The 24446-nt window shown below is 66.4% G+C and carries 26 protein-coding genes and 1 pseudogene; 14 read left to right on the top strand and 13 right to left on the bottom strand.

From position 1 onward, the window contains the following. The first annotated feature begins 99 nt into the window (after positions 1 to 99). Together HDC29_RS16125 and HDC29_RS16130 are read left to right on the top strand one after the other, a co-directional pair. Positions 100 to 2448 carry a glycosyltransferase family 4 protein gene (locus HDC29_RS16125; protein WP_179499299.1) on the top strand — a complete coding sequence of 783 codons (2349 nt, stop codon included), beginning with the start codon at positions 100 to 102 and terminating at the stop codon, positions 2446 to 2448. Further along, a complete protein-coding gene (locus HDC29_RS16130; protein ID WP_179499300.1) occupies positions 2402 to 3709 on the top strand; it encodes a glycoside hydrolase family 130 protein in 1308 nt (435 codons plus the stop codon). The genes HDC29_RS16125 and HDC29_RS16130 overlap by 47 nt, the downstream gene beginning before the upstream one ends. 13 nt (positions 3710 to 3722) lie before the next feature. Here HDC29_RS16130 and HDC29_RS16135 read toward each other — a convergent pair whose 3' ends face one another. From HDC29_RS16135 to HDC29_RS16170, 8 genes and pseudogenes are all read right to left on the bottom strand, one after another. After that, positions 3723 to 3983 carry a hypothetical protein gene (locus HDC29_RS16135; RefSeq protein ID WP_179499301.1) on the bottom strand — a complete coding sequence of 87 codons (261 nt, stop codon included), beginning with the start codon at positions 3981 to 3983 and terminating at the stop codon, positions 3723 to 3725. A gap of 121 nt (positions 3984 to 4104) precedes the next feature. Beyond that, positions 4105 to 4683, bottom strand: coding sequence for a hemerythrin domain-containing protein (locus tag HDC29_RS16140; protein ID WP_179499302.1), 579 nt, complete (start codon positions 4681 to 4683; stop codon positions 4105 to 4107). 20 nt (positions 4684 to 4703) lie between these two features. Beyond that, positions 4704 to 5459 carry an SDR family oxidoreductase gene (locus tag HDC29_RS16145; RefSeq protein ID WP_179499303.1) on the bottom strand — a complete coding sequence of 252 codons (756 nt, stop codon included), beginning with the start codon at positions 5457 to 5459 and terminating at the stop codon, positions 4704 to 4706. After that, positions 5456 to 5788: a hypothetical protein gene (locus tag HDC29_RS16150; protein ID WP_179499304.1), complete on the bottom strand. Its 333-nt coding sequence runs from the start codon at positions 5786 to 5788 to the stop codon at positions 5456 to 5458. Before HDC29_RS16150 ends, HDC29_RS16145 begins: the two co-directional genes overlap by 4 nt. Before the next feature lie 2 nt (positions 5789 to 5790). Then, positions 5791 to 6087 (bottom strand): hypothetical protein, encoded by a 297-nt coding sequence (locus tag HDC29_RS16155; RefSeq protein WP_179499305.1) that lies wholly within the window; start codon positions 6085 to 6087, stop codon positions 5791 to 5793. Positions 6088 to 6219: 132 nt separating this feature from the next. Continuing rightward, positions 6220 to 8442: a hypothetical protein gene (locus tag HDC29_RS16160; protein WP_373562822.1), complete on the bottom strand. Its 2223-nt coding sequence runs from the start codon at positions 8440 to 8442 to the stop codon at positions 6220 to 6222. Then, the gene (locus HDC29_RS16165; RefSeq protein ID WP_179499306.1) at positions 8435 to 9574 is read right to left on the bottom strand and encodes a glycosidase; all 1140 of its coding nucleotides are present in this window, start codon (positions 9572 to 9574) and stop codon (positions 8435 to 8437) included. Before HDC29_RS16165 ends, HDC29_RS16160 begins: the two co-directional genes overlap by 8 nt. Before the next feature lie 106 nt (positions 9575 to 9680). Next, positions 9681 to 11804 (bottom strand): annotated as a pseudogene (locus HDC29_RS16170) (catalase); the annotation flags it as partial. A gap of 333 nt (positions 11805 to 12137) precedes the next feature. Between HDC29_RS16170 and HDC29_RS16175 the strand changes: the two are divergent. The 7 genes from HDC29_RS16175 to HDC29_RS16205 all read left to right on the top strand — a co-directional run bounded on the left by HDC29_RS16175 (position 12138) and on the right by HDC29_RS16205 (position 17261). Continuing rightward, positions 12138 to 12887, top strand: a complete 750-nt coding sequence (locus tag HDC29_RS16175) for a Crp/Fnr family transcriptional regulator (RefSeq protein WP_179499307.1) — start codon at positions 12138 to 12140, stop codon at positions 12885 to 12887. Continuing rightward, positions 12884 to 13081: a hypothetical protein gene (locus HDC29_RS16180; protein WP_179499308.1), complete on the top strand. Its 198-nt coding sequence runs from the start codon at positions 12884 to 12886 to the stop codon at positions 13079 to 13081. The genes HDC29_RS16175 and HDC29_RS16180 overlap by 4 nt, the downstream gene beginning before the upstream one ends. Before the next feature lie 213 nt (positions 13082 to 13294). Further along, positions 13295 to 13951: a PRC-barrel domain-containing protein gene (locus HDC29_RS16185; RefSeq protein WP_306455594.1), complete on the top strand. Its 657-nt coding sequence runs from the start codon at positions 13295 to 13297 to the stop codon at positions 13949 to 13951. A gap of 245 nt (positions 13952 to 14196) precedes the next feature. Beyond that, positions 14197 to 14868, top strand: a complete 672-nt coding sequence (locus HDC29_RS16190; protein WP_179499309.1) for an SRPBCC family protein — start codon at positions 14197 to 14199, stop codon at positions 14866 to 14868. 26 nt (positions 14869 to 14894) lie between these two features. Beyond that, positions 14895 to 16112, top strand: coding sequence for a zinc-dependent alcohol dehydrogenase (locus HDC29_RS16195; protein ID WP_179499310.1), 1218 nt, complete (start codon positions 14895 to 14897; stop codon positions 16110 to 16112). Continuing rightward, positions 16105 to 16887 (top strand): SDR family NAD(P)-dependent oxidoreductase, encoded by a 783-nt coding sequence (locus HDC29_RS16200; RefSeq protein ID WP_179499357.1) that lies wholly within the window; start codon positions 16105 to 16107, stop codon positions 16885 to 16887. The genes HDC29_RS16195 and HDC29_RS16200 overlap by 8 nt, the downstream gene beginning before the upstream one ends. 38 nt (positions 16888 to 16925) lie before the next feature. Continuing rightward, complete coding sequence (locus HDC29_RS16205; protein ID WP_179499311.1) at positions 16926 to 17261, top strand: hypothetical protein; 336 nt, start codon at positions 16926 to 16928, stop codon at positions 17259 to 17261. A 77-nt stretch (positions 17262 to 17338) separates the two neighbouring features. Here HDC29_RS16205 and HDC29_RS16210 read toward each other — a convergent pair whose 3' ends face one another. The 4 genes from HDC29_RS16210 to HDC29_RS16225 form a co-directional block, all read right to left on the bottom strand. Beyond that, a complete protein-coding gene (locus HDC29_RS16210) occupies positions 17339 to 17917 on the bottom strand; it encodes a DUF1989 domain-containing protein (protein ID WP_179499312.1) in 579 nt (192 codons plus the stop codon). 110 nt (positions 17918 to 18027) lie between these two features. Continuing rightward, positions 18028 to 18597, bottom strand: a complete 570-nt coding sequence (locus HDC29_RS16215; RefSeq protein ID WP_257018332.1) for a DUF4142 domain-containing protein — start codon at positions 18595 to 18597, stop codon at positions 18028 to 18030. A 120-nt stretch (positions 18598 to 18717) separates the two neighbouring features. After that, positions 18718 to 18861, bottom strand: coding sequence for a hypothetical protein (locus tag HDC29_RS16220; protein WP_179499313.1), 144 nt, complete (start codon positions 18859 to 18861; stop codon positions 18718 to 18720). A gap of 224 nt (positions 18862 to 19085) precedes the next feature. Further along, positions 19086 to 19832: an HAD-IIB family hydrolase gene (locus HDC29_RS16225; protein WP_179499314.1), complete on the bottom strand. Its 747-nt coding sequence runs from the start codon at positions 19830 to 19832 to the stop codon at positions 19086 to 19088. A 264-nt stretch (positions 19833 to 20096) separates the two neighbouring features. Between HDC29_RS16225 and HDC29_RS16230 the strand changes: the two genes are divergently transcribed. The 5 genes from HDC29_RS16230 to HDC29_RS16250 all read left to right on the top strand — a co-directional run bounded on the left by HDC29_RS16230 (position 20097) and on the right by HDC29_RS16250 (position 23856). Next, entirely contained in the window at positions 20097 to 20858 is a 762-nt protein-coding gene (locus HDC29_RS16230) for a histidine phosphatase family protein (RefSeq protein ID WP_179499315.1), read from the top strand. Continuing rightward, entirely contained in the window at positions 20851 to 21732 is an 882-nt protein-coding gene (locus HDC29_RS16235) for an NAD(P)H-hydrate dehydratase (protein WP_373562823.1), read from the top strand. Before HDC29_RS16230 ends, HDC29_RS16235 begins: the two co-directional genes overlap by 8 nt. After that, the gene (locus HDC29_RS16240) at positions 21725 to 22420 is read left to right on the top strand and encodes an MgtC/SapB family protein (protein ID WP_179499316.1); all 696 of its coding nucleotides are present in this window, start codon (positions 21725 to 21727) and stop codon (positions 22418 to 22420) included. Before HDC29_RS16235 ends, HDC29_RS16240 begins: the two co-directional genes overlap by 8 nt. Then, positions 22417 to 23397, top strand: coding sequence for an NAD(P)/FAD-dependent oxidoreductase (locus HDC29_RS16245; RefSeq protein ID WP_179499317.1), 981 nt, complete (start codon positions 22417 to 22419; stop codon positions 23395 to 23397). Before HDC29_RS16240 ends, HDC29_RS16245 begins: the two co-directional genes overlap by 4 nt. 201 nt (positions 23398 to 23598) lie before the next feature. Further along, the gene (locus HDC29_RS16250) at positions 23599 to 23856 is read left to right on the top strand and encodes a hypothetical protein (protein ID WP_179499318.1); all 258 of its coding nucleotides are present in this window, start codon (positions 23599 to 23601) and stop codon (positions 23854 to 23856) included. Positions 23857 to 23953: 97 nt separating this feature from the next. Here the strand turns inward: HDC29_RS16250 and HDC29_RS16255 are convergent, their stop codons facing one another. Continuing rightward, positions 23954 to 24433 (bottom strand): response regulator, encoded by a 480-nt coding sequence (locus HDC29_RS16255; RefSeq protein WP_179499319.1) that lies wholly within the window; start codon positions 24431 to 24433, stop codon positions 23954 to 23956. Positions 24434 to 24446: the final 13 nt, after the last annotated feature.

Genomic DNA, 24446 nt, shown 5'->3' on the forward strand with positions numbered 1-24446 from the left:
GGGTCGGCCATTCCCTGATCGACCAGTTCGCTGGGATGAAGGATAGGTTGATGCGCGCGCCTGATCTTCATTCGGGGGGACCGGACAGAAGGCACGACGATGAAATTCGACAGCGAGACCAGCTTCCTTACCGCATTCGACAATGAAGAGAGCCGCCATGCCGGTCCCGTCGCCGGGATTGCGGCGCGCACGCGCCGGCTCGCGCTCATCGGCTGCTTCCGCCCGCGCCAGTGCGGAATCGCAACCTTCACCGCCGACATCTACGATCATCTCAAAGCCGCCCGGCCCGACATGGCGATAGACGTCTATGCGATGGCGGTGCGGGCCGGCGATGCGAGCGATGCCGCCGCCGCTGCCGGCATCGGGGAAGGCGACGCCGACGCCTATCGCGCCGCCGCCGAGGCGATCAATGCGAGCGGCGCCGACGCGGTCTGGCTCCAGCATGAATTCGGCATCTTCGGCGGGCCGGCAGGCGATCTGGTCCTGGGACTCGTCGACCGGGTGGCGGCGCCGCTGATCGTCACCTTCCACACCATCCTCGCCGAGCCCGGCGCCGACCAGCGGCGCGTGATGGAGCATCTCGTCGCGAAGGCGGCGAAGCTCGTCGTGATGAGCGCGTTCGGTCGCGACACACTGATCCGCGTCTATGGCGCGAAGGCCGAGCGCATCGAGCTCATCGAGCATGGCACCCCCGACCGGGCCTTTTCTGAGCGTTCGCCGCTGCGCGAGCGGCTGGGGCTTGGCGAGCGTCCGATCGTCTCGACCTTCGGGCTTCTGGGCCCGGGCAAGGGGCTCGAAGCGGCGATCCGCGCGCTGCCGGCGATCGCCGCGCAATATCCGGACATCCTCTACCGCATTGTCGGCGCGACGCATCCCAATCTTGTCGCTGCCGAGGGCGAGGCCTATCGGCAGAGCCTCGCCGACCTTGCCGAAGAGCTCGGCGTCGCGGACAATATCGCCTGGGAGAACCGCTTTCTCGACCTGCCCGAACTGCTCGAACAGATCGAGCTGTGCGACATTTATCTCGCGCCCTATCCCAATCTCGCGCAAATCACATCGGGCACGCTCGCCTATGCCGTGGCGCTCGGCCGCGCGGTCGTCTCGACGCCCTTCGTCCATGCGCGCGAGCTGCTCGCCGAGGATGTCGGCATCCTGCTTGCCGGCACCGACAGCGACGCGATCGCCGAGGCGGTGCTGCTGCTGCTCGCGCACCCCGGCGAACGGTGCGCCATGCAGGAGCGCGCCTATGCGCGCGGCCGGCTGACCGCCTGGCCGGCGATCGCGGCGCGCTTCGCAACGCTGATCGAAGATGTGGCGGCGGCGCCTGCCCGGCGTGAGCCGCGGCGGATGTTTCCCTCCTTCGCCGCGATCCGCGCGCTGTCGGACGATGTCGGAATTCTCCAGCATGGCACGGGGCTCATTCCCGACCGGAACCATGGCTATTGCATCGACGACAATGCGCGCGCGCTGATGCTTGTCAACGCGAGCCCGTCGCTCGGCGAGGAGGAATATGGTCTGCTCTTCACGCGTTACGCCGCCTTCCTCCACCACGGCTGGAATCCCGACCGCGGCCGCTTCCGCAACTTCATGGGCTATGACCGGCGCTGGCTCGAGGACGAAGGCTCCGAGGACAGCAACGGCCGCACGCTTTGGGCGCTCGGCCATGGCGCGGCGCACGCGCGCTCGCAGGAGCACAGGAGCTGGTGCGCGGAATTGTTCACGCGTACCGCGCCGCTCGCCGCCGGCCTCAAGAGCCCGCGGGCTATCGCCTTCGCGCTGCTCGGCGCCGATGAACTGCTGGAGCGAGAACCGGAGCATAGCGAGGCGCGCGTGATTGTCGAGCGCGGCGGCGCCTTTCTCCATGCGCTCTGGAAGAGCGCGCGGCGGAGCGGCTGGGAGTGGTTCGAGTCCGTGCTTGCCTATGATAATGCGCGGCTTGCCGACGCGCTGCTGCGCGCAGGCCGGCGGCTCGGCTCGGTCCCGCTCGAGGAGGCCGGTATCGGGGCGCTCGACTGGCTGTGCGACATCCAGACGAGCAGCGAAGGACATTTCCGCCCGATGGGCTGCGAAGGCTTCGGCGCCGAGGGCGAGCTTTTTCCCTTCGACCAACAGCCGCTCGAAGCCTGGGCGACGGTCGATGCCGCCGCCACCGCGTACCGGATGACGGGCAAGCTGCGCTGGCACGACCGCGCCGAGCGGGCCTATGGCTGGTTCCTCGGCGCGAACGACCGCGGCGCGGTGATCGCGAACTCGGCGACCGGGCGCTGCTGCGACGGGCTGACCCGTCACGGCGTCAACTCGAATGTCGGGGCCGAGTCCGCGCTGGCTTTTCACCTTGCGCACCGCGCGATGGCCGATACATTCTGGACGCGGGGGACAGCGAAGGATACCGGCGCGAGCGATGTTGATCTGCAATCCGAACCACACGCCGCTGCACATTCTTCATGAGAAGCTTGCTGCCGACCCCGCGCGGGTCGTGCTCAGGCCCTTCCACCTCGCCTGGCAATCGAACGTCTCCGAGCCCTCGCGCGCGGCGCAGCTTGCTGCCGACATCGTCGCGATGGACGAGGAGGAGGCCGAGGCGCATCTCGGGCTCGTGTGGAAGGATTTTTCCGAACGCCACTGGCAGATCGGGCGCATCTTCGACGAGCGCTTCGCCGAGGTGGCCGAGGATCTCGCGCTCGAGCCCGCGGGTGTCTCCCCGGTCAAGCGCCGGTTGATCGGCGCCTATTTCTGCCACGAATATAGCTATGCCGCGGCCGCGCTCATGAACCCGAGCGTCGTACCGCACCCCGACCAGAGCGGTCTCGCGCCTGATCAGCAGCGCTTCATCATGTCGATGCGCGCGGTCGGCGAGGGCCATATCAGCTCGGTCGCGTTCCGCGAGGGGATCATCGGAGAGGGCGGCGACTTCACTTTGTGGCCGCAATCGGGTCCCGCGATGGCGGCGGTTGCCGACGACCGGCATCGGCTGGGGGCGGCCGACCGGGTCACCGTCCACCGCCAACCCGATAGCGCCATCTCGAACAGCGTCCTGTTCCCGATGACCGAGGCGCAGCGCGGCGGTATCGAGGATCTGCGGCTCCTACCCTTCGTCCATGACGACGGCCGGAGAGAATATATCGGTACCTATACCGCTTATTCGGGACAGGCGATCGGCTCGGAATTGCTGCGGACCACCGATTTCTCGCGCTTTTCGCTCGAACCGCTTCGGGGACGCGCGGCGCGCCACAAGGGAATGGCCTTATTCCCCCGCAAGGTCGGCGGACGATATTTGATGATCGCGCGGCAGGACGGCAAGAATATCACGATCATCGCCTCCGACAGCCTCACCGACTGGGATGACGAAGGTCAGATCCTCATGCGGCCGGCCTTCGCCTGGGAACTTGTCCAGATGGGCAATTGCGGCAGCCCGATCGAATGCGACGAGGGGTGGATCCTCCTCACCCACGGCGTCGGCGCGATGCGCAAATACAGCTTGGGCGCGGCGCTCCTCGACCGCGACGATCCGACCAAGCTGCTGGCGCGCACCGAATGCCCGATCCTCTCGGCCGCCGAGAGCGACCGCGAGGGCTATGTGCCCAATGTGGTCTACACCTGCGGCGCGATGCGCGTCGGCGATGATCTGTTCATTCCTTACGGTATTTCGGACAGCGCGATCGGTTTTGCCACGACGCCGATCGATCGGCTGCTCGCGAGCATGAGTTAGGAGACGAGGCGGCCTATTTCGGTGGCGCGGGACGCTCGATCTTCCGCCGGGCATCGACCGACGCGATCAGCACCGCGCAGCAAAGGCAGCCATCTTCGTCGGTCACTTCGATCCGGAGCGTATCGACATCGTTGATCAGTTCGGGATTGTCACCGAGGAGATGGCCCGCATAGCGTGCCGCCTCGACCCGCGCCGCGGCCGTATCGGGAAGGTCGACGCCTTCATCGTCGAGCTCGCGCTGGCCGCTGCTGCTGTGGAAATAATAACGGGGCATCCAACTTCTCCCACCTTCGGCAACTCGCAAGTCTGCCTGGGGTTTCGTTACGGCCCTCGCACCTTCGTCACTGCACCACGACACATGGCGATCCGGCGAGCCTCAGGCCCGCCTATGGCGCTCAGGCTGCGGCAAATCCAGCCTTGTTCATCACTGCCGTCACATGTTTGTTGCCGTCGTCGCCCAGCGCCGTCCTGAGGCGAGGGAACAGACGCTGCTCCTCTTCCTCGACATGCGCTTCGATCTCGGCGCGAAATTCGAGGACTTTGGTTATCCACGCGGGATCGGCAGCGTCCATTTCGGAAAGGTCGAACAGATATTGCTTCACATAGCCATGATCGTGGACGAGCTTGTCGGCGTCCTCGATCTGGCCATGGTCGCGCATCGCCGGGTAGACGACATTCTCTTCTTCGAACGCATGTTTCGCGAGCGCATGCTGGAGCTGGACGAGGAGCGCCTTGCGCTTACGCGTTTCGCTCTCATCGGTGGCTTCGAGCGCATCGAAGAGCTTCATCGTCAGCCGGTGTTCGGCCTTCAGGCCCTCGTCCCATTGTCCCTTGAGCGCGGTCAAGCTCTGCACCGCTGCCTTTCGGCCGAGGTTGGCGACGAGGCCGATGGCGAAACCTGCCGCTGCCGCACCGAGCAGGAGGGCGGGATTATCGACCGGGCCGCGCGCATTCTTGAATAGGTTGAGGGACATGGGAGGGCTCCTTCGGGATATCAGGGATGGTCGAGCCGCGTCTCGACGCGGATGAGCGATACCGCGGTGCGTCGCGGCTGGACGAGCATGAAATGAGCAGCGACAGCTATGTCCTCGGCCCGGAGCATCTGATGCTTGCCGATCAGTTCCTTCTGCTTTTCGGGCGGGAATTCGGGATACTGGAAGTCGGCGCCGGTAAACCCCGGCTCGATCAGCCCGACCTTGATATCCTGCTCGGCGAGTTCCTTGCGAAACGACTGGACGAAGCCCTGAATGCCGCTTTTGGCCGCGACGTAGACCGAACTGCCGGGACCGCGCGAAACCGCCGTCATCGATCCGATGACGATGATGTCGCTGCCTGCCGACATGCAACGCGCCGCTTCCTGGGCGCAGACGAGATAGGCGGTGAAGTCGGTCTCGAGCTGATAACGCGCCTCGCTCTCGCCCGCGTCGGCGAGCGCTGCCGCCGGCACCGCGGCGTTGATCACCGCGATGTCGATATCGCCCAGAAACTTTCTGGCGCTTTCGAAAAACCGGTCGACATCCTCCGCCACCGAAAGATCGACATTGATGCCGTCGCCATCGCCCACTTCGCGGATGCGTTGCAACGCGTCGTCCAGATGTTCGGGCGTACGGCCGCAGATAAAGACCTTCACGCCATAGCTCGCGAGGAGAACCGCGATCGCGCGGCCGATACCGGTCGTGCCCCCGGTGATGATCGCGCGGCGGCCCTTGATCTCGGGAGCCTCGGTATGGGCGTCTGCTTCATCGATCATGTCAGATCCTCGGGAAACGGAGATGCTGAGTCGAGGGCATAGTTCGGTGGGCCCGCCGACGTGGCGATGATCCAATAGGGATTGTCCTCGTCGGCCTTCAGCAGGCTGCAGAGCGGCGTGCCGTCGACGAACAGGCGGGCGTGGCGCCCAGCCGCTTCTCCCGCGGCGATTTCGAGCGCCGCCGCCGGGGTGGCCGCTTCGAAGAGGAGGCGCTTCTCAAGGCCTATGTCATCATCTTCATAGTGCAGCATGAGCGTCGACTTTTGCGATGGCGCCGGACCGGCGCCCGATGCTATCGCTGCGGTGTCGTTCGGGAGGCGGGCGCTCATCGTCATCGCCTCAATATGTTGCCGGCGGGTCGCTGCGGAAAGGATTCGTCGGCGGCCTGGTCGACGCGGTCCCAATCGCGCCGAACCTCGTCGCGCATGCCATCCGGCCCCGCCGAGCGGGTCTGATCGAAATTTTCGGCATGCGTTTCCCCGTCGGCGAATGCGGCCGAGTGGCTGTCGGCCTTCGTATCCACGGGCCCCTGCTTGCGCGTGAACCAGAAAAGCGCCCCGAGGACGCCGATACCGAGAAGTTTTCCAAACCCCGACAAACGGCGGGGTGCCGTCATTGCCTGTGCCATGATCTGTCTCCTTCTTCGCGGGAAAATCCGGGAGCCTGTCAGGGCAACGGGGGGGCGGCGCCAAAGTTGCCGCCGCATCGCGCCGATTAACAAATGTTGCGCAGTTTGCGACCGGGGCCGGCTGCGGCCGCCTCAATCCCAGCTGACGACAAGGCTGCCGCTTGCCGGAACGAGGAAGTCGAGGCGGACGTCGCTTTTGCAATCGGGGCGGATCGCGTCGCCGTCCGCCGCAGCGATGCGCACCGCGGGAAGCGTGCGCCGGCGCTTCCGGACGAGACTGAGCCGCGCGGTGCAGTTTTCGCCGCCATCGAGGCGAAGCGACAGCCGTGCCGGCCCCATCCGTTCGAGGGCGCGGACGAAATGATCGCAATAGAGGTCGAAAGGCGCCTCCTCAATGCGGTGAAAGGCGCGGGTCGCGAAAATGAAGGCGGCGCCGGCGCCATAAATTTCCTGCCCCACCTGGCCGGCGGGCTGACCGTCGGCATAGAGATCCTCAAGCGGGAAGGAGAGGGCGGGATCGACATGACCGTTGCCGGGGCGCTGTTCGTCCGCGATGGCATCGGCGGGGAGCGCGTCGGGATAATAATAGCAGGCCCGGTCGAGCGCATAGCGGCAATATTCCGAAATCAGCATGCGGGCCGCGGGCTCGACGTCCGGCCCGCTGTCGGCAAGATAATGTTCGAAGGCGGCGAAGCTGTCGAAACATTCGTAGATCGCCATATAGGGCGCGTCCTGCAGGCAGGTCGCGCCGAGGAAATTGCGGTGGTGGACCGCAAGGCCGATCTCGCTTTCCCAGATCTCGGTGTGATGGAAGAAGCTCGCGAGATAGACATAGCTCTGCTCACGGTAGACATCGCGGCCGGTGACCCGCCACAGCCGCATGCAGGCGGCGGCGCCCCAGGCGGTCAGGTTCGCCTGATAGTTGATGTCGAAACCGAGGCCGACCGCCGCATCGATTGCGGCGCATGCCTCGTCGAGATAGCGCTTCTCGTCGGTCAGCTCGAAGGCCTCGAGCATTACCCAGGCATAGATGCCGCCGACATCGGTCTGCCCCCGGCCATCGGCGCCGGCGCTTTCGGTGATGACCGAGAAATCGGCGATCTTGTACTGGATCGGCCACTTGTACGCGAAGTGCCGCGCGGCGCGGATGGCGTAAGGAAGCGACTTCAGGAACAGCCGCCGCGCCTTCGCGTCGCCGTCGAGCGCGAGCTTTCCGAGGTTCAAGAGCGGGTGGTAGAGATACCAGCTATCGACGGCGTCGGCATCCTTGTCGTCCCCGACATTGGGCAGATAGCGGCGAAGCGTCTCGAGCTTTCTGTCGTAGAACCTGCCGAGTCCCGCCTTGAACTCGTCCTCGAGGGGGTGAGGCTCGCCCCGCCATTTTCCCCACTCGTGCAGAGCCTGCACGATCGACATCTGCACCATCGCGTCGGGATATTCGGCGTTCGTATAAGGGTGCACGTAGCGATGCCCATAATGGCGCACCGTCGCCTCCGGTGCGGTGCCGAGATCCCGCGCCGTTTTCTCGGCTCGCCGCCGCCAGTCGCGATATTCGGTCGGAGGCAGGGCGATCGATCGATAGGCGGCGCCCAGCATCTGGAGGAACCGCCGCGCGCTGTCGCGCTCGTCCGCCGGAGCGCCGCCGCGAACGACGAGCCGCGCATCGCTCAAAGTATAATTTGTGCCCCCCTCCAGCGGCGCGGCGTCGTCGATGATATGGGGTGTCCGGCCGGGAAGGCGGAAGCCGAGCTCGGGCCAGATGCCTCCCACTGCGGCCTCGGGATTGGTGCCCGTCGCCCGGAAATAGGGATTGAGCGCGGTAAAATTTTGGAAGTAGAAGAAGGTGCCGAAGGCAGGGTCGGCAAGTTCGCCGTAGAGCAGACCGGCGTTGAGACCGCGCTGCACCGCCTCGACGGTGCCGCGCGTCCCCAGCGGATCCCCGTTCGCGTCGAACGGATAGAGATCGCGCTTCCCCTGCGGAAGCAGAAGCGGCGCCGAGGGCCGCAGCGTCGAGGCAAGGCGGAGGCAGGGGAGCGGCCCGGTTTGCGCCGCGAGAATGACCTCATGCTCGCCGAGCGCACTTTCGATTTGGACACGGGCGAGTTCTCCGCCCGCGCGCTCCGCGCGCCGGAGCTTCGCCTCGCCCGGCCAGGCGGCTGCACGCAGCGCGATGCCGCCGGCGTCGGCGCGCCGGACGAAGAGCCAGAGGGCTTCCTCGCCTGCCGCAAGATCGAGCGAAAGATCGCCGAGCCGGTGCGAGACGATCGGGGCGGCGGCGGCAAGGTCGCTGCGAACGCGGACGAGATCGGGCGTCAGCGGGACGTCGCGGCGCGTCTTCACGCGCTGGTCAGTCACCGAAACATGCCTTCGGAATATGGGTGATACGGCAGGCGAGGTCGGCCTCGCCCGAGGCCACGATATAGTGATCGCCCCCGTCGGCGATGCCGGTCGTGAAGACCACGTCGCGAATATAGAGTTTGTCCTCGAGCGGACGCGTGAGCTCTGCGTTCGCCTCGAGGAGCGGACGATGATCGGTGCGCAGCACCACCGAGGGATCGTCGAGATCGAGGAGCGACCAGTAGGTGCGGTAAATGCCGACGATCTCCTTGGGTTCGACCCCATGCCAGAGCGTGAGCCATCCCGCATCGGTGCGGATGGGCGGCGCGCCGCCGCCGATGCGCGCGGTCGCGACCGTGTCGGCGTGCGGACGGATGCCGGGCGCCTCATAGGGCTTCCAGTGCAAGGCATCGGGCGAGGTCGCGAGGTTGATCGAGGGTCCCGCGCGCCACGCCGATCCCGGCGGATAGGCGAAGTAGAGATCGCCGAGCGGCCGCGTCTGCGCCCAGTAGCGGCCGTCGATCAGCCCCTCGAAGATCAGCATGTCCTTGTTCTGATGATCGAGGACGATGCCCTCGAATGTCCAGTCGAGGCCGTTGGGCGAGCTGTAGAGCGTCGTCGAGTGCCGCTCGGGGCTGACCGAACAGGTCGTCATCAGCCAGCGCTGGCCGACGCGGCTGATGCGGGCGTCCTCGACGCCATAGCATTGAAAGTCCGCGCCCGGATCGACCGCCTTGTCATAATGGACCGCGACCACGCCGAGCCCGTCGGGAGACAGCTCGACGGGAAGCAGCCAGGATAGTGAGGTCAGCGCCATGACGCGCCAGCTGCCGCCGCGCACCATGAACTTTCGGGGGTCCGCCGTATCGCAAAGCTCGAGCGGCCAGGCATCGATCTTGTAGCGGCCCGCTTCCCACCGGATCGAATGGACATGACCGTTCTCGACCGGCTGGCGGAGCGCTTCGGCGACCCGCACCATCATCAGCAGATTGCCATTATCGAGCCGCAACAACCCGGGGTTGAACGCGCCGAGCACATAGGTCTCGCGCCCGAGCTGCCCTGCGAGCGGCGAGCGGGACAGGTCGACGTCATCGGGACCGAAGACGAGCCGGTCGACCGCGAAACCCGGGCAAGCTTCTCCTCCTTGCATCGCTTTACCGCGAGGCCTTCGAACCCGGTTTCGCCTCGGGTGCGTCGCTGCCGGTCGTTGCTGGTGGCTTCGCCGCGTTTGGCTTCGCCGCGTTCGGCTTCGCGTCGAGATCGACCGCGGCCTCGCGCGGCCAGTGCCGCAGCGCGGCGCAGGCGTCGAGGAAAGTGGTGACATCGCCGGGCTTGTCCAGCGGGATGCAGGCCTCGTCGAGCTTGTCGGCGATCCCGGCGGCAGCAAGGAGCGGCGCTGACTCGGCGGTGTAGCCGATGAACTTGCAATGTGCGAAGGCGTCGCTCACGAAATCCTTGGCCGCGGCATCGCCGGCGAGGAGTCCCGCGCCGTCGTCGCTCGCAAGCAGCGCTACCGCATCGAACAGCACCGACGGGCCGCCATCGATCTTGTGGCGGCCGGCGACGCTCGTGCCGTCGGACAAGGTAATGCCGCCGATCTTCGGCGCGACGAGCTGCCAGACCGCGCCCGCGGCATCGACCGCCTTGGTCAGCGTCTTGAACAGTTTCGCATCGGCGCCATCGGTCGCAAGGATCCCGAGCTTGCGGCCGGCGAAGCTGGCGGGGCCGTTGAGCAGGATACTGAGCGCCCGGGAAGGGGGAAGGTCGGTCAGCGGCTTTTTCGCGGGCTTGGCGGGGGCGGGCAGCGGCAGCCCGAGTCCGTCCGCGACGGTTGCCGCAAGCCCGCGGTCGATGTTGACGAGATGCGACACGGTCCGCGAGCGGATATCGGGCCGTTCGACCTTGGAGAGTTCGAACACCAGCGCGTCGCCGATATGTTTCTGCTCGATCGGCGTCTGGCTGATATAGAATTGCCGGGCCTGGCTGTAATGATCGGCGAAGCTCTCGGGGCGGATGCGGCGCTTTGCGCCGTCGGCCTCTTCGGCGAAGCTGGAGAAGCCGCGCGCCGAATCCTCGCGCGGGCCGCCGCCGGTGGGCCCCCAGCTGTTCGGCTCGTAATTGGCGCGGCCGACGGGATTGCGCATCGCCATATGCCCGTCCTGCTGGAAATGCGCCATCGGGCACTTCGGCGCATTGATCGGGATATGGGTGAAATTGGGACCGCCGAGTCTTTTGATCTGCGTGTCGAGATAGGAGAAGTTGCGGCCCTGTAGCAGCGGGTCGTTCGAGAAATCGATGCCGGGCACGATATTCTGAGTGCAAAAGGCGACCTGCTCGGTCTCGGCGAAGAAATTGTCGACGACACGGTCGAGGACGAGGCGCCCGATCGTGCGGATCGGCACCTGCTCCTCGGGGATGAGCTTGGTCGCGTCGAGGACGTCGAACTCGAAGCGGTCGGCGAACTCCTCGTCGAAAAGCTGCACGCCGAGTTCCCATTCGGGAAAGTCCCCGCTCTGGATGGCATCCCACAGATCGCGGCGATGGAAATCGGGGTCGGCGCCGTTGATCTTGACCGCCTCGTTCCACACGACAGATTGTAGCCCCTGCTTCGGTTTCCAGTGGAATTTGACGAAGGTCGACCTGCCCTTAGCATCGATCAGCCGGAAGGTGTGGACCCCGAAGCCCTCCATCGTACGGAATGAGCGCGGGATCGCGCGGTCGGACATCGTCCACATGATCATGTGGAAGCTCTCGGGCATCAGGCTGACGAAGTCCCAGAAATTGTCGTGCGCCGACTGCGCCTGCGGGAAGGCGCGGTCGGGCTCGGGCTTTACCGAGTGGACAAGGTCGGGGAACTTCATCGCATCCTGGATGAAGAAGACCGGGATATTGTTCCCGACAAGATCCCAATTGCCTTCCTTCGTATAGAGCTTGACCGCGAAACCCCGAACGTCGCGCGCAAGGTCGAACGAGCCTTTCGAGCCCGCGACGGTTGAGAAGCGAACAAAAGCGGGGGTGCGCTCGCCGACGCGCTGGAAGATATCGGCGCGGCTGACATCGGCGAGGCTGTCGGTCAGCTCGAAATAGCCGTGGGCGCCATAGCCGCGCGCGTGAACGACGCGCTCGGGGATACGCTCATGGTCGAAATGAAAGATTTTCTCGCGAAAGTGGAAATCCTCGAGCAGGGTCGGACCGCGCCCGCCCTGCTTCAGGCTGTTCTGATCGTCGGCCACCGGCACGCCGTGCTGTGTGGTCAGCGCCTCATGGCCGCCGCCCGCCTGATGCGTCTCGCCGCCATCGCCGCGGTCCTCGCCAAAGGCTGGCGTGATCGGAGCATCGGCAGGAAAGAGCGCTGCCTTGCGCGGCGATTCTCCGCCCATGTCCTTGCCCGCGATCGATGCAGCATCCTGCCCGCGGCGCAGCTTCTGCTTTGTTTTGCCGGAGGATGTGGGAGCGGGGGCGGAAGCTTTGGCCATGTCTGATCTCGCTTTTCGGGTTGTTGCGGCGGCATGAGAAGGGCTCGCGGGCGCACAGGTAGCGCCCTCCCAACCCGCAAATGGAACGAGTTCGCGATTTGAAAGTTGCTGAACCGGGCTTGCAGTTAACCTCGATCATCACGATTCCGCTTCCCTTGAGGGCGCTTGCCGGGCTTTCGGACGATCGCAGTTGGGCAGGTCCGCCCATGCATTTCGGACGCACAGGGAACGTCAGTCATGTTAACCGATCGCTTCTTGAGAGACCGTCGCGGGGTAAGCCTCGAAGCCGGCGAGCGCGCGCGCCTCGAAGCTTCCATCAGCGAGACGAAAACCGTCGACGCACGCAGGATCATCGCCCGCGCCGGCGATTGGCTCGCTCAGAGCACCTTGCTGGTCGAAGGCATCATGTCGCGCTACCTCGACGACCGGAACGGCCTTCGCCAGCTCGTCGCCATCCATCTTCCGGGCGACTTCGTCGACCTCCATGCCTATCCGCTCAAGCGGCTTGATCATGACGTCGGGACGATGACCCAGGTGTCAATCGCGATCGTCCCGCATGTCGCGCTCGACGCGATTACCGAAGAAATGCCCGCACTTACGCGCAAGCTCTGGTTCGCGACCCTGCTCGACGCCGCAATACACCGCGCCTGGCTTTTCCGGCTCGGCCGCCTCGATGCGGTCGGGCGCGTAGCCCATTTCTTTTGCGAAACCGACGTCCGGCTGCAGTCGGCGGGGCTCAGCGACGGGCGTCAGTTCAATCTCGGGCTGACACAAGCCGATGTCGCCGAGATCTGCGGGCTGACAACGGTCCATGTGAACCGCGTCGTGCGCCATCTTCGCGAGGAGGGACTTTGCACCTTCCGCAACGGTAAGGTCGAGATCCTCGATCCGGCGAAGCTCGCACGGCGCGGACAGTTCGATCCTTCCTATCTCTATATCGACAATTCCAAAACTTTCACGTCCCAAGACCAGAGGCTTCGACGATGACGACTGACCTGCCTACCCCGCCGCGTCCCGAAACCGAGCCCGGCGTTGCGACCGCCGAGGATGGCGTCGTGATGCTCGACGGGCCCGACGGCATTGCCGCAACGATGACCGCCGCCGCTGCGCGCGGGACCGGTCAGAGCCTCATCGAGGCCGCCGCGGTGGCCGAAGAACAGCTCGCCGGCAAACAAGCCTAGGCGCCTTCACAGAGGCTCATCCGGTCGCGCTTTTTTGCGGGGGGGGGGGTGGCGCTGCCCTCTGTCCCACGGCGCTTCGCCTTCCCGCGCCCGCGGCAAATCGCATTGATCGATGTTGCTTTGGGAGGCGGCACGGGAACGCCGGGCCGCGGCGGCGGGTTTTGCTGGCAGCCGCGCCGACCGGCGCGGCGCACGGCCAGGGAGACGCTGTCTTTGGAAGATGCTGCCGGACTGATCGCGCCCGCCGCGACGATGATCGCCGCCATGATGACCGCCGCCAACCTGGGCGCGCGTGTCACCGGTTGGGGCTTCGTTGTCTTCACTCTCGGCTCGCTTGCCTGGTCGGCGGTGGGATTTACCTCCGGGCAGACCAACCTGCTCGCGACCAATCTCTTTCTCACCCTTGTCAATCTCGTCGGTATCTGGCGCTGGCTCGGACGCCAGCGCGGATATGAGGATGGTGCGCGTCGTGCCGCCGAACGAAGCCGCGACGCCGGTTCGCCCTCGCTGTTCGCCGCGAGCGCGCTAGCGGGGCTGCCGGTCAGCGACATCCGCGGCGAGGAAATCGGAAAGACGGTCGACGCGATGATCGAATGCGAGAGCGGCCGTCTCTCCTATGTCGTCGTGGCGTCGGGCAGCCTGGGCGGTGTCGACGAGAGCTTGCGCGCAGTGCCGGCGACGCTTTTCGACTGCCATGCCGACGGGCTCGTGCTCCGCATGAGCGCGGCGGAGTTTGAAAAGCGCGACACGTTGGGCGGAGCGGCCTGGCCCGCGAGCCCGCCGCGCGCATCGCAGCACGAGATGGCGCCGGCAAGCGGAGGCGGAAGGCCGGCAAGGGAGCGGACGCATGTCGCGGTTTCAGGAAGCTAATATCTATCGCCCGGCAGCTGCTGTTTGCGGTGGGCGTGGTCGGCCGGTGGATGAGGGGGTGCAGAGGTCGCTCGGCGGCGGTGGCGCGCGGTTCGCCGATTTAATCCACGGGGGCCGGAACAATCGCGTGGAGCGAGCGTCAGTCGACTGTCGCCCCCGCGGGGGCCGCTCCTCCTTGCTTCGCGTCGGCGCAGCCGCCGCACCCCTCGAGACGTCCGGGCCGCACCCTGGGCGGGAGATGAACCATGTTCCGAAGTGAAAAGCCTCTGTCCGACCCACTGCTGCTCGCCGCCGCGGGCGCCGGCATCGCGGTGCTCGCCACCGGCGCGGCGATCTGGCAGCGCCGCCGGCAGGCCACGGCGCCGGCTGACGCGCCTATTGCGACCGATGCGCCGCACTGGACGCTCGAAAAGACTTCGTCGCGCGCGCTTTTCGGCAAATCGGTCCTGATCAACCGGCCGCGCGCCCAGCTCTACGCCGCCTGGATTCCCGAGCGCTTCCCCGAATTCATGGAGAATGTCGTCGCGGTCGATGATCTCGGAGACGATGTCTCGCGATGGACGATCAAGGCGCCCGCCGGACGCGAGGTGACGCTGGTCAACCGCATCAGCGAGCGCGACGAAAATGCGTCGATCTATTGGCAGAGCACGCCCGAGTCCGACGTGGCCAACAGCGGCGAGGTGCGCTTCACCGAGGCGCCAGCGGGACGCGGCACCTATGTCAGCCTGATTCTCGCCTATGATCCGCCCGCCGGAAAGGTCGGACGCTTGGCAGCGAAGCTGCTTCAGCGCGAACCCGAGGTGCAGGCGCGGCGCGATCTTCATCGCTTCAAGCAGCTGATGGAAACCGGCGAGGTGACGAGCAACGCCTCGCCCTCGGCGCGTCCGTCCGAAGATGCGACCCAGCCGCATATCTGAACCGAACCCATCCGAAGGAGAAGCCCATGCGCGCCGTTACCTGGCAGGGACGCCACAAGATCAGCGTCGAGACCGTACCCGACCCCGAAATCGTCAACCCGCGCGACGCGATCCTGCGCATCACCTCGACCGCGATCTGCGGATCGGACCTCCATCTTTACGACGGATACATCCCCGGCATGCGGGCGGGAGATATCGTCGGGCACGAATTTATGGGCGAAGTCGTCGAAACCGGCGCCTCCTCGACGCTGAAGCGCGGCCAGCGCGTCGTCGTGCCCTTCACGATCAGCTGCGGCCAATGCTTCTTCTGCGAGAAGCAGCAATTTAGCGCCTGCGACAATGCCAATCCCGTCGAGACACGCGATGCCTCCGAACTGCTGATGGGGCATGCGATGGGTTCCGCCTTCGGCTATGCCCATCTAACCGGGGGCTATGCGGGCGGGCAGGCCGAATATGTGCGCGTGCCTTATTCGGACGTCGGTCCAGTCGTTATCCCGGACGATCTCGCCGACGACGATGTGCTCTTTCTCTCCGATATCTTGCCGACGGGCTGGCAGGCGGCGGTCAATGCCGACATCGAGCCGGGCGATACCGTCGCGGTGTGGGGATGCGGTCCGGTCGGCCTGTTCACGATCCAGTCGGCGCTGTTGCTCGGCGCCGGGCGCGTCATTGCGATCGACCATTTCCCGACGCGGCTTGCGCTCGCGCGCAAACATGGCGCCGAGATCCTCGATTACACGCAGGTCGATGTCCGTGAGGCGCTCGACGAGATGACCGGCGGCATCGGGCCCGACGCGTGCATCGACTGCGTCGGGATGGAGAGCCACGGCTTTACCGCCGACAATATCCTCGACCAGGTGAAGGTGAAGATGCTCTCGTCGACCGAACGCATCCACGCGCTGCGCCAGGCGATCCTCGCTTGCCGCAAGGGCGGGCGCCTCTCGATCCCGGGAGTCTATGGCGGTTTCGCCGACAAATTCCCGCTCGGCCAGCTCATGGAGAAGGGGCTGACCGTCAAGAGCGGGCAGACGCATGTCCAGCGCTATTCGGGCGAGCTGCTCGACATGATTCGTGAGCGCAAGTTCGACACGGTCTCGCTGATCTCGCACCACGCGCCGCTCGAGGATGCCGCCGAGATGTACCGGCACTGGCACGACGAGCAGGACCTCTACACCAAGATCGTGCTCAAGCCGGGATTGAAGAAGGGCGCCATCGAGGCCCGGCAGGAGATGGCACATACCTGAGCGCAAACTTGCCATCGTCACCGGCGCGTCGAGCGGCATCGGCCGCGAGATCGCGATGCTCGCGGCGAAGGACGGTTACGACTTGATCGTCGCGGCCGACGAGCCGCTCGTCGATGCGGCCGCGGGCCTGCGCGCCGAGGGCATCGAGGTCGAGGCGGTCGAGGCCGATCTCGCGACGCCGGCGGGGGTCGAAAAGCTGCTCGCGGCGGCGCGCGGAAGGCCGGTCGACATACTTGTCGCCAATGCGGGGCACGGCCTCGGGCACGGCTTCCTTGACCAGCCGGTGGCCGAATGGCGCCATGTCATCGACACCAATATCACCGGCACGCTGCTCCTGCTGCAACCGGTCCTGAAAGCAATGGTCGCGCGCGGCGAGGGCAAGGTGCTGATCACAGGCTCGATCGCCGGCCATCTCGCGGGATCGTTCCAGGCGGTCTACAACGGCACCAAGGCCTTCGTCGACAGCTTCGCCGCCGCGATCGGCAATGAACTCAAGGACAGCGGCGTCACGATCACCTGCCTTAAACCCGGGGCGACCGACACCCGCTTCTTCGAGCGCGCAGGCATGCTCGATACCAAGGTGGGGCAGTCGGAGAAGGACGATCCCGCCGATGTCGCGAAGACGGGCTGGGACGCGCTGCTCGCAGGCGAGCATGCCGTCGTCCACGGCCTCAAGAACAAGGCGCAGGTCCTTGCCTCGGGCGTGCTCAGCGAGGCGGCGACGGCCGAGATGCACCGCAAGCTCGCCGAACCGGGGTCGGGGAAGGAAGGCTGATGGGCCTGTCCGGCCCCTTATCGAAAGAGGAGATGATCATGACCGATGCGAAGGACAGCAAAGGCGGCGCGTCCGTCGGCGACGGCTCGCTCCCGCAGGAGCCCGTCGAGCGGCGCGAAAATGTCGGGACGACCACCCCCGATCGCTACCCCGCCGCCGAGCGGCAGGCGGGCGACGTCTCGGGCGCCGCCAACCGCGGCCATCGCCGCAGCACCGGCAGCGGTCCGGTCAGCGGCAGCGGCGCTGGCGCGGGCGGCAAGGGCAATGCCGAGGATTATGACAGCGACCCGCAGGGCGGGGGCGGGCGGGCCGCCGAGCCCGACACGCCGCCGCCCGGCAAGGGCGCCGACGCCCCCGTCGGGGGCAGCCGCTAGGCCGTTTGCCGGAAAGGGGGAGGGCGCCGCGCGCGGTTGCGCCGCGCGTCGTCGGCCTTGGCCAGTCCAATGGCTTGTCATTCGATCCGGTAATCGATCGGCTTGAAGCTGCCGCCGCAGCTGTCGTACGCCGAGCAGGCCGTCAGCCCGACGACAAGGTCGGTGAGCGCGCGCAGGCGGATGAAGTCGCCGGCCTTTGTCGTCGGCGGGAGAACACTGATTTTGCCTTCGCCGTCGACGGGGACATTCATGAACAGGTTGAAAGCGACCGGGATGGCGTCGGCATCGATACCATAGGGTGCGAGCGCCTCGGCGAGATTGCCGAAGCAGCCGCGATGAACGGGCTTGTCGGCGTAGAAATGGCGAAAGGTCGCCTCGCTGCACGGCGTCAGCAGGAAATCATGGAGACCGCAGCTGTCCTCGACGATCTCGAGCAGCGCGTTCGAGCGGTTCGACCAGAGGCGGTTTCCGGTGGTGAGGCGGATCGTTTCTTCATAGTCGAAAGTCCGCCCGTTCGAGATAACCTCGCGCGGATCGGCGGCGCTGAACGCAAGAAGATCGCTCACCTGGCCGCCTTCGGGGTCGATGACGCACAGCGTCGCGCCCTTGGCGAGCTTGAAAGCGGCGCCGCTGCGCGGGCTGATCCGTTCGGTCATTCTGGGTCCTTACATGGGCAGGGGTATGCAAAATATGGGCGAGGATATGCAAAAGACGACCGGGCGGAAGGTCCCGCCCGGTCACCCGGTATGTAACGGCCTGTCGCGCGTCAGGGGGCGAGCTTGCCGAGCTCGGCGCGGTGCGCCTCGACAACGGGAACGATCTCCGCGGCGGCCTGCTTGAGCGCCGCCGCTTCGCCCGAGGCGGCATAGCCCTGGTGCAGCGCGAGCGCGACGTCATGCGCGGTCTTCTGGTGACCGAGATAGATTTTGTCGATCGTCGCCGCATCGGCGCCCTTGATGTCCGCCAGCATCTTCTCCTGGTCGGCATCGAGCTTCGGGGTCGGCGCCTCGGCACCCGCGGCAGTCGCCGCCGCCTTCACTTTCGCCGACGACTTGCCATGATGATCGATCATCATCTCGGCAAAGGCCCGCACCTTCGCATCCTTCGATTTTACGAGCAGTGCCTTCGAGGATTCGATTTCCCAGAGATCGCCGGCTCCTGCCTTGGCGATATAGTCGGCGGTGCTCGCAGCGGGCGTGGCGGCGGGGGCCGCCGGTTCGGGCGCGGCCGTGGCGGTGTCCGCCGGGGGCGCCGAACTGTCCGCCTCGCTGCTCTCGGGGCCGCCGCATCCGGCGACGAGCGCGGCGATCGCCGCGGCTCCCATCCAAATCTTCATCTCGTCTCTCCTCGATCTTCTCCGGATTACTCCCGGCGATGTTTACACGTTTCCCAAGTCCGCACGTAAGACCGGACCGCGACTGGCGCGGCCCGGTCTTTCACGCGGGAGGGGCAGGCCTCAGCGGCTTTGCTTGCCCTGATCCTTGCTGCCGGATTGCTTGCCCGCGCCCGACTGGCTCTTGCCGCCGTCCTGCTGCTGCTGGCTGCCCTTGCCGGACGAGCTGCCCTGCTGCTTGCCGTCTTTCTTGTCATTCTGTGCCATGACGCATCCTTTCCATCGGCCCCGAACGGGCCGATGGGGAAACCCCGTGCCCACCATGCTTGTTGCGCCGGGGCGCTGCCGATTGATCGAGGTTATACGCTTTTGGGGATCGGCTCCGTGTCAACTTCGGCTCGTCGCGCCGCCGACGCGCGGGAAGTTGAACTGGAGGACGGCCATGCCCGAGGTAGCGGGACAGTCCGGGGTTTTGCGGGTCCTGTGCCTTGTCAGGCAAGGCAGGCGATGATGCCCTCGATCACCGCGATCGTTTCCTGCGGATCGCGCACCCGCACCGTGTCGAGCCCGAGCTGTTTTGCCGGATAGTCGTTGCCGCCGGGGAAGATCGCATCGCCGATGAAGATCATCTCGCCGAGCGCGATGCCGCTCGCGGCGCTGAGCTTCTTCAGTCCATAGCCCTTGTCGACACCCTCGCGCGTGATGTCGATCGAGGTCGCGCCGCCCATGTTGATCGAGAGGCCCGGAAGCCGGGACCGCAGATCGGCCTGGATGACGCGGCGCTTCGCGAAATCCGGATCCCAGACCTCCTTGGCGTCGATCGGGGCCTGCTGGCCGAGCGCGGAAAAGGTAATCTGGCTGCCGCGGTCCTCGATCCGCTCGCCCCAGACTTCCTGCGGAACGAAGCCCGTCGCCTCGAGCGACGCGTCGAAGGCCGCAAGGATACGTGCCTTTTCCTCTTCGCTGAAGAGCTCGGCGTAAAGCGGCGTCCAGCCCTCCGCGCGGTAGACGTAGAGCTTCGTTCCCGTTGTCGGCATCAGCCAGAGCCTTGCGCGGTCCGCATCGGCGGGAAGCCGGCTCGCGACCTGCTTGTCGAACTGCGGCCAGTCGCCTCCCGAGATCACGGCGACTTCGGCCACGCCGAGCAGCCTTGCGAGCGCTGCGCCCATCTCGGGGGCAAGCGGCTGCTTGCTCTCCGCAAGGGTTCCGTCGAGATCGAAGGCGACCAGCTTCTTCATCGATATCTCCTCTGTCGGTTTTCGCCGGCCTGGCGCCGGCAAAGCCACACAATCGCCCGAACCCGCACGAAGTTCCGGCGTCGCTTTGCCGGGCGGAGGTTTTGGAGGCGCCGCGCTGGTACAGCAAAGGCTGAGCGGGAGGAGATGGTCGGGCGCGGCAAGACTGTGGCGTTGTACTGACCGCATGCGCCGTGCATGGCATGCGCGAGGCAACGAGTGCGACGCCCGAGGCGTTAGCACGGCGATGAGCAGGGAGACAATTCGATGACACCGCGCTGGCCTTCGCTCCTCTGGGTGGTGCGCCACGGCCAGAGCGCCGGCAATGTCGCGCGCGATGCCGCCGATGCGGCGGGCGAGCTTCGCATCGCGCTCGACCACCGCGACGTCGACGTGCCGCTGTCTCCGCTCGGCGAGGAGCAGGCACGCGCGCTTGGCGCCTGGTTCGCCGCAGGCGAAGAGGATGGCCGTCCCGAAATCATGCTCGCCTCGCCCTATGTCCGAGCGGTGCAGACGGCAGAGATATTCCGCGGCGCCGGCGGCTGCGCGGCGGACGAGAAAATCTGCATCGACGAGCGGCTGCGCGAGAAGGAGTTCGGGATTCTCGACGGCCTCACGCGGCTCGGGATCGAGCACGCGCACCCCGAGCAGGCCGAATTTCGCCTCGCACTCGGGAAATTTTATCATCGGCCCCCGGGCGGCGAGAGCTGGTGCGACGTCATTCTGCGACTGCGCTCGCTGCTCGACACCGTCTCGCTTCATTATGGCGGGCGGCGAGTGATGATCGTCGCGCACCAGGTCGTCGTTCTATGCCTGCGCACTATCATCGAGAATCTGGGCGAGAAGGAAATCCTTGCCATCGACCGCGAGGGCGACGTCGCCAATTGCGCGATCACCGAATATAGGTTCGATCCGCGCGCGGGCCGCGACGGCAATCTCGTTCTTTCGCGTTACAATGTCACCGCGCCGATTGAGGATGATGTCCCGGTCACCCGAGAACCCGATGCGATGGTGGCCGCGCGTGGCTGATGTGGTCCCGCTCGACACTGCCTGGCTCAAGGCGGCCCCGCTCCCCGATCACCAGGACAATGTCGACAAGAACGGCCGCGGCCGCGTGCTCGTCATCGGCGGCGGGCGCCGCGTTCCGGGCGGCATGCTGCTTACCGCCGAGGCGGCCTTCCGGGCGGGGGCGGGCAAGGTGACGATCGCGACGATCGCCTCGGCGGCGATCCCGATCGGCATTGCTTGTCCCTCTTGCGCCGTGGTGGCGCTGCCCGAGACCGACGCGGGCGAGATCGCGCCCGACAGCGCCGAACTGCTCCTCGCCGAAATGGCACTCCATGACGCCATCGTCTTTGGTCCTGCAATGAGCGATGCCGAGGGTGTGCGGACACTCCTGGGAGCCCTGCTGTCGTCACTGCCTGAAGACATGTTCGTGCTGCTCGACGCGCTCGCGCTGCGCGCCGCTGCCGAGCATCGCGATGCGATCCGCGCGCGCGCCGCGCACATGGTGCTCACGCCGCACGAGGGCGAACTCGCCGCGCTGCTGGGCAGCGACAAGGAGGTCGTCGCCGCCGATCCGCTTGCCGCGCTGAGCGCGGCCGCCGAGCGCTTCGGCGCCGCGGTCATGGTGAAGGGCGCGGCGAGCCATCTCATCGCCGAGGGGCGCTGCCTCGCCTATGCCGGCGGCGGGCTCGGCCTCGCGGCGAGCGGGTCGGGCGACATATTGGCGGGGCTCATCGCCGGGCTCGGCGCGCAGGGCCTCTCGCCATTGCAGGCCTCGGCGTGGGGCATCTGGCTGCACGGCGAGGCGGGCCGGCGCCTCTCCGAGACCATGGGGCCGCTCGGCTATCTTGCACGCGAACTTCCGCCGCTGGTCCCGGGACTGATGCGGGGTGTCTGAACTCGACCTGCTCGACCCCGGCCTCCTCTGGCCGATCGCGGGCGCGGTGCTCGCCGGCGCGATCATCGGCGGCGAGCGCGAGTATCGCGCAAGCCCCGCGGGGCTTCGCACCCATATTCTCGTCGCACTGTCCTGCTGCCTGCTGATGCTCTCCGCCGTCCACCAGATGGAATGGCTGACGGACACCCCGACCGAGGTCGTCCGCATCGACCCGGTCCGTATGGCGCATGGCGTGCTTACCGGCATCGGCTTCCTCTGCGGCGGGGTGATCTTTCGCGAGGGGTTCAACGTCCGCGGGCTCACCACGGCGGCCTCGCTCTGGATGACCGCGACGCTAGGTATCTTGTTCGGGGTCGGCTTCTACGAGCTGGCGATCTTCGGCGGCATCGCGACCTTCCTGGTGCTCGCGGCGGTCAGCTGGACCGATCGCCACGCGCCGCAGCGGCGCATCGCGCATGTCACGCTCGATTATCGGGCGGGGACGCGCATTGCTTCGGGGGAGGTCGTGGCCTTGCTTGCGAAACATGGGCTGAAGGCGATCACCGTCGAGCAGCGCCGCGCCGGCGGCGCGCCCGGCTTCACCGCGATCGCATCGGGCTACGGCGAGACGCGCGCCGACACGCTGGCGGCGGCGCTCACCGAGGATAATCGCATCGCGTCCTTCGATATCAGGCCGCAGCAGGGATGACGCTGGCGGGTGGCAACGGGCAGGGCGGCAGCGCGCACCGGGCACCCGATTGCGACGCGCTCGTGATCGGCGCCGGGCCGGCGGGACTCACGGCGGCGCTTTATCTGGCGCGCTACCGCCGCCGCGTGCGCGTGCTCCACGACGGTCGCTCGCGTGCGCTCGGCGCGCCGATGGCCTGGAATGTGCCCGGCTTTCCGGAAGGCATATCGGGGGCCGAGCTCGTCGCGCGCCTCACCCGGCAGGCGGAGCTTTATGGCGCGATCATCGAACGCGGCCGGGTGGAGAGACTCGCCCGGAGCGCGGAGAGCAATCTCTTCGAAGCGATGTTGGCGGACGGCGGCCGCTTGACGGTGCGTGGGCTGATCCTCGCGACCGGGGTCGTCACCAACGAGGCCGCGCTCGCCGAGGGCGAGCACGACGAAGCCGTTCGCACCGGCGCGCTGCGCTACTGCCCGATCTGCGACGGGTTCGAACATCGCGGCCGCAGGATTGCGGTGCTCGGCTCGGACCTCCACGGCGCCGCCGAGGCCATGTTCCTGAGGCAATATAGCGACGATGTGACGCTCATTCCCAAATGGCGCGTTGCCTTGACGTCCGGGCAGCATGCCGAGCTTGCGGCGAGCGACGTCCGGATCGAGAAGCGCCAGCTGCTGCGTCTGGCACATCGCGGCGGACGCATCGAGGTCGCGCTGGCCGGCGTGGCGGAGCCGCTGACCTTCGACACCCTCTATCCCGCGCTCGGGTCCGAGCCGCGCAGCGAGTTGCTCGTGGGGCTGGGACTCGAAGGCGATGCCAATCGCTGCCTTCCCGCCGACGCCTTTGCCGAACCGCTGATACCCGGCGTCTATGGCGCCGGCGACGTGCTCGCCGGGCTCGACCAGATCAGCACCGCGACGGGCCATGGCGCTGCTGCTGCGACGCGGCTTCACAACTGGCTGCGGGAAGGCGAGGGCCATGTCATGGCAGATCAGCGCTGAAAGCCGCGCCGGTTGATCTCGATCAACACGAATTTCTCGGTAGCACGGCCCAAATCTGCTAGGGAAGCTCGACGGCGGAGCCGATATGGTCCGCATCCTTTGGTTTCGGCAAATTGCCGCGCTCCAGATTTTTGCGTTCGGTGTGCCGATGCGTTGTGCCGGGAGCAGGGTCGCGCTCGCTCACGGCGGGAAGGAGCTGATATGCGCCTCTATCATCTCGTGCTGCTCGAAGGCGGCGAAGCAGACCCGCGCCGCATCGAATACCGGGCCGACGATCCTTATCAGGCGTTCCAGGCCGCGCTCAACGAACGTGGTAGCAGCGAGGTCGAACTGTGGGAGGGCGACCGGCTGCTGGTCCGGATGAGCAAGAGCGAAACCAATCTCTGGAAGCTGCACGGCACCGCGCCCGATCATGCGAACGCGCCGCCATCATTTCATCCGGGGCCGGCGGCGGCTTGAAAAGCGCGCCTTATCTGGCGCCGCCAAGGTGGTGAGAGCGAACGAGTGTCGCGCCGAGCGCTCGCACCGGGCAACTCCCCAGGCTCCAAAACTGCGATCAGCGCGGCCGCTTATCCTGATCGCCGCACAAACCAAGACATGCTTCGACGAGCGCGCTCATGAGAACGGGCTTCGAGAAAAAGACGCTGTCGTCGACCTGCCGGTCGGCAAGCGGCACATTGGCCGAGGCATAGACGACGCCGCCCGCGGGGTGACCCCGCCGGTATTCTTCGGCGAGCGACCAGCCATCGAGGGCTCCGGCGAGACGAATATCGGTCACCAGCACCTGAGCCTGGACTTCGCCCATCAGGAGCAGGGCATGCTCGGCCGACTCGGCTTCCACGACGACAAAGCCCGCGTCTTCGAGCGCCGACACGATATCCATACGGACGAGCCATTCGTCCTCGGCAACGAGTGCGGTGCAGGCCGCTGGGGTGGGATTGTCCGGCAACTTCTTCTCGTGGGTCCTGGAGATCGATGAACTTTGGCGAAGCAGAGCGAATGGCTTGGCGCTGGGCGAAGTGTCTGCGGAACGCATCGGCCGTTCAAGG

The organism is Sphingopyxis sp. JAI108, from assembly GCF_013410105.1.
Classification (GTDB): domain Bacteria; phylum Pseudomonadota; class Alphaproteobacteria; order Sphingomonadales; family Sphingomonadaceae; genus Sphingopyxis; species Sphingopyxis chilensis.